Raw genomic sequence first — 14,019 nt, 5'->3', positions numbered from 1 at the left:
GCGTGCTTGTCGGCGCGGACGCCCCGCCTCAGCGCTTGCGCGCCTCGGCGTCGAGCATCTCCTCGGTGATGATCGGGATCGCGCCCGTCGCCAGCTCGATGCCCGACAGCCGTGCCGGGCTGAGCACCCGCATGACCTGGTCCTCCTCCATCAGCCCCGCGGCCACGACGAGCGTCGAGATCGGCGTCGAGGTGGTCAGCGCCGTGTGCGCGATCGACGCAGCCGCCGCGTACCCGATGTACGGCGTGAGCGCGGTGACGACGCCGACGTTCGTGTCGACCTGGGCAGCGAGCTTCGCCTCGTTCGCCTCGATACCGACGACGCAGTGCTCGCGCAGGGTCGCGCAGCCGCGGGACATCCACTGCAGCGACTGCAGGATCGAGTGGGCGATGATCGGCTCGAAGGCGTTGAGCTGCAGCTGCCCGCTCTCCGCCGCCATCGTCACGGTGGTGTCGGCCCCGGCGACCGCGTAGGCGATCTGGTTCACGACCTCGGGGATCACCGGGTTGACCTTGCCCGGCATGATCGACGAGCCGGCCTGGCGAGCGGGCAACGTGATCTCGCCGAGGCCCGCCTGCGGACCGGACGACAGCAGCCGCAGGTCGTTGCAGATCTTCGAGAGCTTCGCGGCGCTGCGCTTCACCGTGCCGGACAGGGTCATGAACGCACCGGCGTCGCTCGTCGCCTCGATGAGGTCGGGGGCGGTGACGACGTCGATGCCACTCGCCTCCTGCAGCTGCCGACGGACCTCGTCGCGGTAGAGCGGGTCCGCGGTGATCCCGGTGCCGATCGCCGTCGCGCCGAGGTTCATCTCAGCGAGCAGCGGCATCACCTTGCGGAGCAGGTCCGCGTCCTCCTGGATCGTGTGCGAGAACCCGGTGAACTCCTGCCCGAGGGTCATCGGCACGGCGTCCTGCAGCTGCGTCCGGCCCACCTTCAGCACGTCGGCGAAGGCGCGGCCCCGTTCGGCGAACGCCGCCGACAGTTCTTCGAGCTGCACGATCAGACGACGGACCCCGAAGATCATCGCGATCTTGATGCTCGTCGGGTACGTGTCGTTCGTCGACTGGCTGCGGTTCACGTGGTCGATCGGGTGCAGGTACGCGTAGTCGCCACGCTCCCGCCCGAGGAGTTCGAGGGCCCGGTTCGCGAGCACCTCGTTCGTGTTCATGTTCGTGCTCGTCCCGGCGCCGCCCTGCACGACGTCGACGACGAACTGCTCGCGGAGCGCCCCGTCGCGGACCTCCTGCGCCGCGCGGTCGATCGCGTCGGCGCGCTCCTCGTCGAGGACACCGATCGCCCGGTTCGCCCGTGCCGCCGCCTGCTTGACGGTGACGAGCGCCTCGATGAGGTCCGGGTACACGGCGATCGGGACCGAGGTGATCGGGAAGTTCTCCAGGGCCCGCAACGTGTTGACGCCCCAGTACGCGTCGTTCGGGACCTCCCGTGATCCCAGCGAGTCGCTCTCGGTCCGCGTCGTCGTCGTCACAGGTGCCTCCTCGTTGCCGGTCACACGTCGAGGCTAGTCCCGTCCGTCCGGCCGGTCCGGGAACGCGCCGGGGCTGGTGGGACCGCGCGTTCCTGCGCGACGGCACCATTCGCCCTTCGTGAGCAGAAGACGTCGGGTCCCAGACGGCGACCCGACACCTTCTGCTCACCGAACGCGCCGCCCGCGCGAGCGGGCGGAATCCCGCGGTCGCCTCGGCAACGCACGCCGGCATTCCGCCCGCTCGCCCGCGACGGCTTGGAGGCGCGGTGCCAGGCCGCCACGGGCCTCCCGTCCGACCCACGCTCACGCCCGGACGCCCTCGCTTGCACTTCGTGAGCAGAAGATGTCGGGTCCCAGACGGCGACCCGACACCTTCTGCTCACCGAACGCGCCGCCCGCGCGAGCGGGCGGAATCCCGCGGTCGCCTCGGCAACGCACGCCGGCATTCCGCCCGCTCGCCCGCGACGGCCTGGAGGCGCGGTGCCAGGCCGCCACGGGCCTCCCGTCCGACCCACGCTCACGCCCGGACGCGAGCGGGCGAGATGGCGGGGTTCCTGCGCGCGAAGACGCGGGTATTTCGCCCGCTCGCGCAGCGCACGCGGTGAAAGCGGGACGAGTGAGCAGAAGACGCCGGGTCGCGAAGGGCGACCCGGCGTCTTCTGCTCACTCGGTGAGCGGGCCCGTCAGTGGAACTGCGGGACGATGAGGTAGATGCCGTAGAGCACGACGGCGCCGCACACGACGAAGCAGGCGATGGCCGCTGCGCGGAGCGCACGTGCCGCTGCCGAGGCTCCGGCCGGGTTCGGGAAGCCGGCGGTGGCCGGGCCGATCGTGCCGTCGTCCTTCACGGTGAACTTGCCTTCGCGGGTGTCAGCGGCGCTCCAGAGACGGAGGCCGACCGAGTACACGGCGACGACGAAGCACGACGAGACCACGGCGACGAGCGCCACGGTGAGGAATGCAAACCAGTCGATGCCCATCAGCGACGGCCCCCCTTGCGGGCCGCCATGCGACGCAGCGTGCGCTCGCGGCTCAGTTCGGCGCGACGCTGGGCGACCGCGTCGGCACGCTTCTTGCGCTGCATGTCACGCAGCTCCTTGCGGGTCAGGACCGCGTTCGCGGCGACGTCGACCTCGATCGCGGAGGCCTGCTCGTGCGGCTTCCGGAGCGACCACAGGTACAGGCCGAGGATGACGACGGCACCGATCACGGCGTCGAGCACGAGCCCGATGACGCCGAGGCGGGCGATGCCCGAGGCGACCGCACCGACCGCGGCGGCGGCGGGCAGGGTGATGAACCAGGCGATGACGATCTTGCCGGCGGTCGACCACTGGATCTTCGAGCCGCGGCGGCCGAGCCCGGCACCGATGATGGAGCCCGAGGACACCTGCGTGGTTGACAGCGCGAAGCCGAGGTGGCTGGAGGCGAGGATCGTCGCGGCGGTCGAGGCCTCGGCGGCGAAGCCCTGCGTCGCACGGATCTCGGTGATGCCCGAGCCGAGGGTGCGGATGATGCGCCAACCGCCCGTGTAGGTACCGAGGGCGATCGCGAGGGCACAGGCGACGACGACCCAGAACTGCACGCCCTGGTTCGACGACTGCGCGCCCGAGGCGATGAGGGTCAGCGTGATGACACCCATCGTCTTCTGCGCGTCGTTGGTGCCGTGCGCCAGGGACACCATCGAGCTGGTGAAGACCTGCCCGATGCGGAAGCCGCCCCGCTCGTTCGGGAACACCGGACGCTTCGTGATCCGGTACGCGATGCGCGTCGACAGGAACGACACGAGCGCGGCGATCACGGGCGAGGCGAACGCGGGGATGATCACCACCGTCAGCAGCGCGACGTAGTTGACCGACTGGAACCCGGCGCCGACGATCGCGGCACCGATCAGCCCGCCGAACAGCGCGTGCGACGACGACGACGGCAGCCCGCGGAGCCATGTGATCATGTTCCAGACGACTGCCCCGATCAGGCCCGCGAAGATCATCTCCGGGCTGATGGCGACGCCACCGGGCCCCTCGTTGATCAACCCGTGCGAGATCGACGTCGCCACGGCGGTGCTGAGGAACGCACCGACCAGGTTGAGCACCGCGGCGACGGTGACCGCCACCTTGGGCTTCATGGCGCCGGTCGCGATCGGGGTCGCCATCGCGTTGGCGGTGTCGTGAAAACCGTTTGTGAAGTCGAAGAAGAGGGCCAACGCGATGACCAGGACGACTATGAGTGTGATGTCCACCGCGGGCAAGTGTCCCAGGCGTCGGCCCTTCGAGCAAACCTGATCGGCAACCCGTTGTTCACCGCAGCTTCACACTCGTTCAGCTTCGGAACCATGCCGATGGGAGAATGCTTCCATGGACACCGCTGAGCTCCTCATCCTGCTGATCGGATCGCTCGCGGTGACGGGGTTCGCCCGGGCCAAGGGACTCCCCGCGCCACTGCTCGTCACGGCGGTCGCCCTGGCCGCCTCGTTCCTGCCCGGGCTGCCGCCGATGGAGATCGACTCCGAGGTCATCCTCACGGTGATCCTGCCGCCGCTGCTCTACTCGGCGGCCCTCGACGTGTCGTGGCAGAGCTTCCGCGGCTCGATCAAGCAGATCCGACGGCTCGGCATCTTCCTGGTGATCGTCACCGCCCTGGTCGTCGGCGGGGTGGCGTACCTGCTCATCCCGGACATGACGCTGCCGGCGGCGATCCTGCTCGGCGCGATCGTCGCCCCGCCGGACGCGGTGTCCGCCGCCGCGATCGGCCGGAAGCTCGGACTCCCCCGACGCGTCATGACCGTGCTGTCCGGCGAGAGCCTGATCAACGACGCGGCCTCGCTGACCCTGGTGCGGGTGTTCACGCTCATCATCGCGGGCACCTCACTGACCGTCTGGCAGGACCTCGGCATCTTCGGCCTGGCGATCGGCGTCGGTCTGGTCGTCGGCATCGTGCTCGGCGTCGTCGTGCACTGGATCCGGATGCGCATCAACGACCCCGTGGTCGAGACGATCATGAGCATCCTGCTGCCCTTCGTCGCCTACATCCTCGCCGAGGACCTGTCCGGCTCCGGGGTCATCGCGGTCGTCACGGCCGGCCTGTACATCGGCTACAACTCGCCGAAGGAGGGCTACGCCACCCGCCTGCAGGAACGTCCACTCTGGACGAGCATCGACGTCATCCTCGAGGGCTTCGTGTTCGCGCTCATCGGCCTGCAGCTCAACACCGTCGTGCAGGACCTGGTCGAGAGCGAGCGGAGCCTCGGGCAGACACTCACCGCCGCGGCCGTCGTGCTCGTCGTCGTGATCCTGGTGCGGCCGCTGTTCGTGTTCGAGTCCTACGCGCGCAACCGCTTCAACGGGAAGTGGCTCCGGCCACTGCGGATCAAGCTGTCCCGCGGGCACCCCTCGCTGCGCTGGATGCGCGGTTCCGCCGAGCCGAAGCTCAACTGGCGGGAGCTCACCGTCATCTCGTGGACGGGTATGCGCGGTGTGGTGACCCTGGCGGCTGCGGTGTCCGTCGTGGCGAGCCCGACGCAGATCCCGGCACAGGACACGATCTTCATCATCGCCTTCTTCGTCACCGTGGGCACCCTGCTGCTGCAGGGACTCACCCTGCCGTTCGTCATACGCGCGCTCAAGGTGCAGGACCCGGCCGAGGGCGAGGAGGACGTGCGCAGCGAGATGCGGCTCAACCAGCGCACCACCGAGGCCGCGATCGAGCTGCTCGAGAAGCGGCGTCCGGCGTGGGCGAAGCAGTACGGCTCGGAGGCCGTCGACTCGGTGGTGAACCGGCTGAAGGCGCGACTCGAGCGACAGGCCGAGACGTTCCGTCAGGACGCCGAGGAAGAAGAGGACGAAGGGCGGAACGTCGCACTGCGCCTGCGTGGCTCGCAGATCCAGGACATCCGGCGCGAGCTCCTCGACCGCCGCCGCGAGATCGTGCTCGAGGAGCGGGAGAAGGGGAACCTCGACGAGGAGGTCATGCGCCGCGTGCTCGTGACCCTCGACGCCGAGGAGCTCGCGATGGACTCGGCGCAGGCGTCGCGCAGTCGCTCCTGAGCACCCCGGGCGTATCCTGGCGCTCCGATCGAGAGCAGGAGCAGAGCGCCGAGTGAGCACGCCGCGGAACGACGTCCCCAGGAACGACGACGGACCGGAGCGCCCCGGCGGTCCCCGTCCCACGCCGCCGAAGCCGCGCGGGTCCCGGCCCTCCGCACGTGGGACCAAGCCCCGTCGTGGTGGCAAGGTCGCCGGGCACACGCGTTCGGGACCCCGGCGACAGGCTCCGGTTCCTGCGCCCCAGCAGCACGGCGCCTACCGCCGGTGGTACTCGACCCTGCACCCGTCGCTGCAGCTGATCGGCCTGCAGCTCTGGATGCCGCTGTTCTTCATCGTCGGGTTCTGCCTGTGCTACGTCTTCGCGTTCCACGCCCCGCACCCACACGACGTCCCGATCGCCCTGATCGGCAGTGACCCGGCGTTCGTGCGGGCGGTGCAGCAGGCGTTGCCCGGCGAGTTCGTGTTCCACACGTACGACTCGCTCGCGCAGGCGAAGCGCGACGTGGTGGGCGGCTCGATGGCGGTCGCGTACGACCCCGCTGCGAACGAGTTCTTCAAGGCGAGCGCGCACCAGTTCCAGGTCGCGAGCCTCGTACCGGCCACCCTCACCGCGGTGCTGACCGGCCTGGGCGTCGCCACCCCGAAGGTCACCGAGCTCGCACCCCTGCCGGCGTGGGACGAGTACGGCACCGTCGCGATGTACGTCATGCTCGCGTGGTGCATCGGCGGCTACATGGTCGCGATGTTCATCGGCATCATGGGCGGCCCGCTCCGGCACCGCACCCGGATGACGGTCATCGTGGTCGGCGGCCTCGTCATCTCGCTCATCACGAACACGCTCGCCGGGCCCGTGCTCGGCGCCATCCACGGGCACTGGATCCAGCTCGTGCTCATCGCCTGGGGCTGGATCGTGGCGATCGGCCTCGCGGTGAACGGCCTGAGCTACTTCGTCGGTCGGTTCATCGCCGCACCCGCGATGATCTGCTTCGTCTTCCTGTCCATGCCGTCGTCCGGCGGCGCCTACCCGAAGTGGTTCATGCCCGAGCCCTTCGCCTGGCTGAACAACGTCGTCGTCGGCTCGAGCATGGTCGACATGATCAAGCACCAGGTCTACGGCGTCGGCCCCGGCCCGGCTCGCGGCCTGATCACGATGGCCTGCTACGCCACGGCCGGCCTGGTGCTGATGTACTTCGGCAAGAAGTGGTGGGAGCGCCGACGGATCCGGGCGATCGTCACCGGCCGGACCACGATGTTCCAGGACGCCAACACGGCCAACCGCGAGTTCCTCGGCGGGCAGCGCGACGCCGAGCTCGAGCGCCACGGCCTGACCTCCACCGAGACCGGCACCCTGAGCGTGCTGCGGGACGACGACTGGGAGGACGACCGCACCGGCGGTGACGTCTTCACCGGCGGTCGCGACGGCCTCGAGCCCAGCGGGACGCCGACCGGACGCATCGCCGTGCAGCGCCCGGCGAACCGGAAGGAACCGCGACCGGCGGCGGCGCAGCACGGCAAGCACGCCGACCGCTGACGCGTATCCTGATCGGATGAACCCGCGCATCACCTGGCACCGCGTCCTCATCACCGTCGTCGTCGTGTTCCTCGTGCTGACGGTCGGCTTCTACGCCGCGAGCGTCCTGCTCGCGCCCGCCGACGGCCGCGGTACCGCCGGGCTGTTCGTCGGGTGGGCGATGTTCTCGATGATCGGCGCGATCGTCGTCGGCATCATCGACTTCTTCGTGCGGCCCCTGGGCGGCCGGAGCGGCGACGCCGACGTCATGGCCGCCGCCGAGGAAGCGCGCACCGGCAGCACCCGCACCCAGCAGCCGCGCTAGCCGCTAGTCACCCACGCCGACGCCCGTCCCGGTGAACCCGGCGACCGTCGCGTCGTCCTCGGCGAACGTGAACCGCGCGCGGACGCTGCCACCGGCGAGCACCCCCGGCAGCCAGTAGCGGGCGTCGTCCCACATCGCGTCGTAGGGCACGGTGTCGACCGGTATCCACCGCGGCTCCAGTTCATCGGAGCCCGACGGGTCTCCCTGCCAGCGGCGGCAGACGAAGACGTCCGAGACCTGGGACCAGGACGGTCGGTACGGGAACCGGTAGTCCAACGTGCCACGGGCCTCCAGGTCGACCGTGTCGAGCTGCAGGCCGACCTCTTCACGCACTTCGCGCACGGCGGTCTCGACCGCCGACTCGCCGGGCTCGCGCTTGCCGCCGGGGCCGACCAGACGGCCCGTGCCGAGGCCACGGCGCTTCTCCCCCAGCAGCACCTCGGGGCCTGCCTCGCCGTCGCGCAGCAGGTACACGACCACCACCCGGGGATGCTGGGACTTGCTCTCGTCGCGAAGGGTCACGCGTCCAGTGTGACCGATGGAGTGTCGTACGCTTTTCCCATGGCAGGCGTGCTGCGGGGGCACCATGGCTGAGCCCCGCAGGACCGGGCGCAGCCTCGAAGTGCTGCGCGCCGAGGCCGCCGAGGAGATCTCGATGCTCGTCGAGCACCGGAGCCGTCAGGGTGAGGACCCGTGGGAGTTCATGCCGACGCTCCCCACCGTCGACGAGCAGGTCGTGCTGATCCTGCGTGCGGACGCCGTCGACCTGGACGAGGCGATCGGCAAGCGGCACGCGCAGTGGTCGAGCCACCCGGCGTCCGGGCAGGGCACCAGGCTGGGCGAGGAGTACCACCGGCTGCGCCGGATCGCGCTGCAGCACCCCGAGCTGACGCCCGCCGTGTGGAAGCTGCTGGGCGCGCTGCCCGAAGCCGGCTGAGCTGCGGTTGGATGGACGCATGACCGAAACCGTGCTCGCCGTCCTCAACCAGCCCTCCCGCGACGCCGCGCCGCACGACCCCGCGGCCGACGCCTTCACCTGGGCGAAGCCGCTCGAGGAGCACGTGCAGGTGCAGGACCTCGGCGTGACGCGCGGCGACGGCGTGTTCGAGACGATCACGGTCATCGACGGTCGGCCCCAGGCCCTCGAGGCGCACCTCGCCCGCTTCGGCCGCTCCGCCGCGATGCTCGACCTGCCCGCCCCTGATCCGGAGGCCTGGCGCCAGGCCATCGAGGCCGTCTGCGCCCGACTCGACCCGGTGCGCGAGGCCTTCGCCAAGACCGTCCTGACCCGCGGCGTCGAGGGCACCGACCGCCCGACCGGGTGGGTCTACGCGGCGCCGTCGGGCGACTCCACGGCCGCACGCACCGAGGGCATCTCCGTCGTCGTCCTGGACCGCGGGTACCGGCACGACGTCGAGCGCACCTCGCCGTGGCTGCTGCAGGGCGCGAAGACGCTGTCGTACGGCGTCAACATGGCCGCCCTGCGCGAGGCCGTCCGCCGCGGCGCCGACGACGCCCTGTTCGTCTCGAGCGACGGCTACGTGCTCGAGGGCACGCGCGCCAACCTGATCATGAAGGTCGGCGACCGGCTCGTCACGCCCCGCACCGACATCGGGATCCTGGCCGGCACGACGCAGGCCGACGTGTTCCGCTTCGCCGAGCAGGAGGGCATCGAGACCGCCTACGAACTCGTCACCCTCGCCGACCTGGCGGCGGCGGACGCGCTCTGGCTCGTGTCGAGCGTGCGGCAGGCGGCGCCGATCCGTTCGGTGAACGGCGACGCGCGCCCGATCGACGCGGAGCTCACGACGCGGATCAACGACTTCCTGCTGGCGCGCGAGGTCTGAGTGCGCGGCGCCCCGGCGCAACGGCCTGGAGGCCCGGATCGCGACCCGCAGGCACGTCGCGATCCGGGCCTCCAGGCTCTGCACCCGCTACCAGCGCGGCGTGGTGACGCCGGCTCCGTCGGCCCACGTGAAGACGGACTCGCCGTCGATCCAGACGCGCGTCGCGCGACTGGTCGCGTCGAGCGGGTCGCCGTCCCAGAGCACGAGGTCGGCGTCGTACCCCTCGGCCAGCCGACCGACGCGGTCCCCGAACCCGAGGAACTCGGCCGGGTTGACCGTGAGCGCCTCGAGTGCGGTCTGGGCGGGCAGGCCCTCCTTCACGGCGGCGGTCGCCTGGTCGACGAGCATGTTGATCGGCACGACCGGCGCGTCCGTCGTGATGGCGACCCGCACACCGGCCGCCGCGATCGTGGCGAGGTTCGGGATGCCGCGGTCGCGGAGCTCGACCTTCGAGCGACTGGTGAAGAGCGGGCCGTAGATGACCGGGATGTCCTTGGCGGCCAGCACGTCGGCGATCTTGTGCGCTTCGGTGCCGTGGTTCACGACGAGCCGGTAGCCGAACTCCTCGGACAGGCGGATCGCGGTGGCGATGTCGTCGTGGCGGTGGGTGTGCTGGTCCCAGACGAGCTCGCCGTCGAGCACCCGGACGAGCGTCTCCTTCGTCAGGTCGCGGGCGAACGGCTCGTCCTTCGCGGCGGCGGCGTCACGGGCGGCCCGGTAGTTCTGCGCCTCGACGAAGGCGTCTCGGATGACCTTCGCGACGCCGAGCCGGGTCGAGGGCGTCTGGCCCTTGCCGCCGTAGACGCGCTTCGGGTTCTCGCCGAGGGCGCTCTTCACGCTCACCGAGTCGGAGATGAGCTGCTCGTCGATCGTGCGGCCGCCCCAGGTCTTGATGGCGACGCTCTGACCGCCGATCGGGTTGCCGGAGCCGGGCTTGACGACGATGCTCGTGATGCCGCCGGCGAGCGCATCCCGGAAGCCCTCGTCGTCGATGTCGATCGCGTCGATCGCCCGGACGCCGGCCATGTTCGGGGCGGTCATCTCGTTCGTGTCGTTGCCGGCCTCGCCGTTGGCCTCCTCGTGGATCCCGACGTGGCCGTGTGCCTCGACGAAGCCGGGGACGAGCCACGAACCCGCGGCGTCGATGACCGTCATCCCCTCGGGCGGGGAGACGTCCGGACCGATCGCGGTGATCCGGCCGTCCTCGACGACGACCGCGCCGCCGTCGAAGGCGGGGGCGGAGACGGGGACGACGTGGGCACCGGTGATCGCGAAGGAGTTGCTCATGGCACCAACGGTACGCGTGGGCGTGCGGGCGGCGGCGAGCGGGCGGAATACCGATTCCTGGCGTCGAGCGTCCGGGTGGTTCTACCGTCGCGGGATGGCACACCGGAGCGACACCTGGCCGACGCACGAACGCAGCGTGCGACCGTGGCGGAGCACCGTCCGCGGCTGCCGCGACGACCGGTTGGTGACCACCGTGCAGGTGTCGCTGCCCCCGTCCATCGCGAGGGCCCGGTGGACGCCCGACGACGACACCGTCGCGCTGCTCGACCGGAGCGCCACGGCCCTGCGCGCCCTCGACGTCCACCACGGCTCCCGGCTCGCACCGCTCGGGTCCGTGCTCGGCCGGACCGAAGCCGTCGCGTCGTCGCGGATCGAGGACGAGTCCGCGACCATCGACGACCTGGCGCGGGCTCTCGTCGGCATCCGGGCGAACGCGGGTGCCACCGCGGTCGTCCGGGCCGGCGGCGCCGTCGAGCACCTGGTGTCCGGAGCGGACTCGGGCACCGTCACCGAGTCGTCCCTGCTCGAGGCACACCGCCTGCTGATGCGCGACGACCCGGTCGACGGACGGTACGCCGGCCGGTACCGCGACGTGCAGAACTGGATCGGCGGCGCCACGCCCCGCGACGCCGTCCACGTGCCACCACCGCCCGAGCTCGTGGCACCGCTGATGGCCGACCTGTTCGCGTTCGTGCACCGCGTGGACCTGCACCCGATCGCCCAGGCCGCGATCGCCCACGCGCAGTTCGAGTCGATCCACCCGTTCACCGACGGCAACGGTCGGATCGGGCGGGCGCTGATCGGGGCCGTGCTCCGGCGACGCGGGGTGACGACCACGGTCACGGCACCGGTGTCCGCCGCGCTCGCGGCGGACCGGCTGCGGTACTTCCGGCACCTGGATCAGTACCGCGACGGCCGGGTCACCGGGTTCGTGGTCGACCTGGCCCTGGCGATCGGGACGGTGTGCGACGAGGCGACGCTGAGCGCCCTGCTGCTCGCCGAGCACGACGCCGACCGGTCCGCCGGCCCCTGCGCCTCGGGCCCGCACGCCGTGGTCGGCCGTGCACTCGCCGACGATCCCGTCCTGACCGAAGCGCACCTGGACACCCTGCTCACCGCCGACCAGGTCGAGCGCGTCACGCACGACCTGGTGCTGGCAGGGGCGCTCCGTCCGGTCACCGGTCGTCGCCGTGACCGCGCGTGGGTCGCACCCGCCGTGGTCGCCGAGCTCGAGGCGTTCGAGCAGCGGGTGCACGCCGCTGTGGGCGGCCGCGAGCGCACGGCGGCCTGACCGGGGGTGCGGGCGAATAGGGTGGGACGGTGAGCAACGAGCACACCGCATCCACCCCGCCCAGCGCCGCGAAGCGGCCCGTGACACGGACCCACCACGGCATCGACTTCGTCGACGACTACGAGTGGCTGCGGGACAAGGAATCCCCCGACACCCTGGCGTACCTCGAAGCCGAGAACGCCCACACCGACGCCGCCACCGCGCACCTCGCGCCGCTGCGGGACCGCATCTTCGCCGAGGTGAAGAGCCGCGTGCAGGAGACCGACCTCTCGGTACCGGTCCGCATGGGCGACTGGTGGTACTTCACCCGCACCGCCGAGGGCAGCCAGTACGGCGTGCACTGCCGCGTGCCGGTCGCCGGTGCCGACGACTGGACGCCGCCCGCCGTCGTCGAGGGCGAGTCGACGCTCCCCGGCGAGCAGGTGGTCCTGGACGGCAACGCCCTGGCCGACGGCCACGAGTTCTTCTCCCTCGGCACCTACGACATCAGCGACGACGGCACCCGCCTGGTCTACGGCATCGACGTCGAGGGTGACGAGCGGTACACCCTGCACGTGCGCGACCTGGCCTCGGGGACCGACCTCGGCGACGCGATCCCGAACACCGGGGCCGGCGCCACGTTCGACCCGGCCGGCCGCTACGTGTTCTACCCCACGGTCGACGAGTCCTGGCGTCCGGACAAGATCTGGCGCCACACGGTCGGCACCGCGACGTCCGAGGACGTCCTGGTGTTCGAGGAGCCCGACGACCGCTACTGGGTCGGCGTCGGTGTCACCCGCTCCTCGCAGTACATCGTCATCGAGCTCGGCTCGAAGATCACATCCGAGGCGCACGTCCTCGACGCCGCGGACCCGACCGGTGAGTTCCAGGTCGTCTGGCCTCGCCGCGAGGGCGTCGAGTACGAGATCGAGCACGCCATCGTCGGCGGCAGCGACCGGTTCCTGGTGCTGCACAACGACGGCGCCGAGAACTTCGAGCTCGTCGACGTCCCCGCCGACGACCCGACCTCAGAGCGTGACCGCCGCGTCGTCGTGGCGCACCACACCGAGCGCCGCATCGAGTCGGTCGACGCCTTCGCCGGACACCTCGCCCTGGAGTACCGCTCCGAGGCGCTCCCCCGCGTCGCGATCATCCCGATCGAGGGCGACGGGTACGGCGACGCGCACGAGGTCCCCTTCGACGAAGCACTGTTCTCGGCGGGGCTCGGCGGCAACCCGGAGTGGGAGCAGCCGACGCTCCGCATCGGGTACACGTCGTTCGTGACCCCCTCCGAGGTCAGCGACCTCGACCTGGCCACCGGCGAGGTCACCGTCCTGAAGCGCCAGCCCGTGCTCGGTGGCTACGACCCGGCCGACTACGTGCAGGAGCGCGACTGGGCGACCGCGTCGGACGGCACCCGCGTGCCGATCTCGCTCGTCTGGCGTCGTGACGCCGTCGAGGACGGTACCCCGGCACCGCTGCACCTCTACGGCTACGGCTCGTACGAGCACTCGATCGACCCCGGCTTCAGCGTCATGCGCCTGTCGATGCTCGACCGCGGTGTCGTCTTCGCCGTCGCCCACGTCCGTGGTGGCGGTGAGCTCGGCCGGCACTGGTACGAGAACGGCAAGACCCTGACGAAGAAGAACACGTTCACCGACTTCGTCGCGGTCGCCGAGCACCTGATCGAGTCCGGCCGGACGAGCGCCGACCGGCTTGTGGCCGAGGGTGGCAGCGCGGGCGGGCTCCTGATGGGTGCGGTCGCCAACCTCGCACCCGAGCGGTTCGCCGGCATCCTGGCCGCCGTGCCGTTCGTCGACGCGCTGACGAGCATCCTCGACCCGGACCTGCCCCTCACCGTCATCGAGTGGGACGAGTGGGGCGACCCGCTGCACGACGCCGAGGTCTACCGGTACATGAGCGAGTACACCCCGTACGAGAACGTCCGCGACGACGTGCAGTACCCGCAGATCCTCGCCGTGACCTCGATCAACGACACCCGTGTGCTCTACGTCGAGCCCGCGAAGTGGACCGCGAAGCTCCGCGAGGTCGGCGCTCCGGTGCTGCTGAAGACCGAGATGTCCGCCGGCCACGGTGGTGTCAGCGGTCGCTACGCGTCATGGAAGGAGCGGGCGTTCGAGCTCGCCTGGCTGCTCGACGTGCTCGGGCTCGCCGACGAGACGCCCGCCGCAGCGACCGCCAACCCGATCGCCGCGGGCTGAGCCGCACCGCGCACTCCGTGAGCAGAAGA

At 71.0% G+C, this 14,019-nt stretch carries 12 protein-coding genes; 7 read left to right on the top strand and 5 right to left on the bottom strand.

What is annotated here, in order from left to right; all coding sequences use genetic code 11:
• Positions 1–28: 28 nt before the first annotated feature.
• The 3 genes from ACZZ9K_RS16180 to ACZZ9K_RS16170 all read right to left on the bottom strand — a co-directional run bounded on the left by ACZZ9K_RS16180 (position 29) and on the right by ACZZ9K_RS16170 (position 3,725).
• Positions 29–1,489 carry an aspartate ammonia-lyase gene (locus ACZZ9K_RS16180; protein WP_035807851.1) on the bottom strand — a complete coding sequence of 487 codons (1,461 nt, stop codon included), beginning with the start codon at positions 1,487–1,489 and terminating at the stop codon, positions 29–31.
• Positions 1,490–2,172: 683 nt separating this feature from the next.
• On the bottom strand, positions 2,173–2,469 hold the full coding sequence (locus tag ACZZ9K_RS16175; RefSeq protein ID WP_027464739.1) for a hypothetical protein: 297 nt from the start codon (positions 2,467–2,469) through the stop codon (positions 2,173–2,175).
• Positions 2,469–3,725, bottom strand: a complete 1,257-nt coding sequence (locus ACZZ9K_RS16170; protein ID WP_035807670.1) for an inorganic phosphate transporter — start codon at positions 3,723–3,725, stop codon at positions 2,469–2,471. The genes ACZZ9K_RS16175 and ACZZ9K_RS16170 overlap by 1 nt, the downstream gene beginning before the upstream one ends.
• A 115-nt stretch (positions 3,726–3,840) precedes the next feature.
• Between ACZZ9K_RS16170 and ACZZ9K_RS16165 the strand changes: the two genes are divergently transcribed.
• Genes ACZZ9K_RS16165 through ACZZ9K_RS16155 form a run of 3 tightly spaced genes read left to right on the top strand, consistent with a single transcriptional unit; the run spans position 3,841 to position 7,364 of the window.
• A complete protein-coding gene (locus ACZZ9K_RS16165) occupies positions 3,841–5,529 on the top strand; it encodes a cation:proton antiporter (RefSeq protein WP_111057467.1) in 1,689 nt (562 codons plus the stop codon).
• A 52-nt stretch (positions 5,530–5,581) separates the two neighbouring features.
• Positions 5,582–7,060 carry an ABC transporter permease gene (locus tag ACZZ9K_RS16160; RefSeq protein ID WP_463444589.1) on the top strand — a complete coding sequence of 493 codons (1,479 nt, stop codon included), beginning with the start codon at positions 5,582–5,584 and terminating at the stop codon, positions 7,058–7,060.
• A gap of 16 nt (positions 7,061–7,076) precedes the next feature.
• The gene (locus ACZZ9K_RS16155; RefSeq protein ID WP_027464737.1) at positions 7,077–7,364 is read left to right on the top strand and encodes a hypothetical protein; all 288 of its coding nucleotides are present in this window, start codon (positions 7,077–7,079) and stop codon (positions 7,362–7,364) included.
• Between the two features lie 3 nt (positions 7,365–7,367).
• Here the strand turns inward: ACZZ9K_RS16155 and ACZZ9K_RS16150 are convergent, their stop codons facing one another.
• Positions 7,368–7,886, bottom strand: a complete 519-nt coding sequence (locus tag ACZZ9K_RS16150) for an 8-oxo-dGTP diphosphatase (RefSeq protein ID WP_463444588.1) — start codon at positions 7,884–7,886, stop codon at positions 7,368–7,370.
• Between the two features lie 64 nt (positions 7,887–7,950).
• Here ACZZ9K_RS16150 and ACZZ9K_RS16145 point away from each other — a divergent pair, with 64 nt between their 5' ends.
• Both ACZZ9K_RS16145 and ACZZ9K_RS16140 read left to right on the top strand, forming a co-directional pair.
• The gene (locus tag ACZZ9K_RS16145) at positions 7,951–8,301 is read left to right on the top strand and encodes a tryptophan synthase subunit alpha (RefSeq protein ID WP_027464736.1); all 351 of its coding nucleotides are present in this window, start codon (positions 7,951–7,953) and stop codon (positions 8,299–8,301) included.
• A gap of 19 nt (positions 8,302–8,320) precedes the next feature.
• Positions 8,321–9,211, top strand: a complete 891-nt coding sequence (locus ACZZ9K_RS16140) for an aminodeoxychorismate lyase (protein WP_027464735.1) — start codon at positions 8,321–8,323, stop codon at positions 9,209–9,211.
• 87 nt (positions 9,212–9,298) lie between these two features.
• Here ACZZ9K_RS16140 and ACZZ9K_RS16135 read toward each other — a convergent pair whose 3' ends face one another.
• On the bottom strand, positions 9,299–10,498 hold the full coding sequence (locus ACZZ9K_RS16135; RefSeq protein ID WP_138802859.1) for an amidohydrolase: 1,200 nt from the start codon (positions 10,496–10,498) through the stop codon (positions 9,299–9,301).
• Positions 10,499–10,592: 94 nt separating this feature from the next.
• Between ACZZ9K_RS16135 and ACZZ9K_RS16130 the strand changes: the two genes are divergently transcribed.
• Both ACZZ9K_RS16130 and ACZZ9K_RS16125 read left to right on the top strand, forming a co-directional pair.
• Positions 10,593–11,789, top strand: coding sequence for a Fic family protein (locus ACZZ9K_RS16130; protein ID WP_463444587.1), 1,197 nt, complete (start codon positions 10,593–10,595; stop codon positions 11,787–11,789).
• Positions 11,790–11,818: 29 nt separating this feature from the next.
• Complete coding sequence (locus ACZZ9K_RS16125; protein WP_138802857.1) at positions 11,819–13,990, top strand: S9 family peptidase; 2,172 nt, start codon at positions 11,819–11,821, stop codon at positions 13,988–13,990.
• Positions 13,991–14,019: the final 29 nt, after the last annotated feature.

This window comes from Curtobacterium sp. AC268, assembly GCF_979258745.1.
This window is presented reverse-complemented; position numbering and strand designations above follow the sequence as displayed.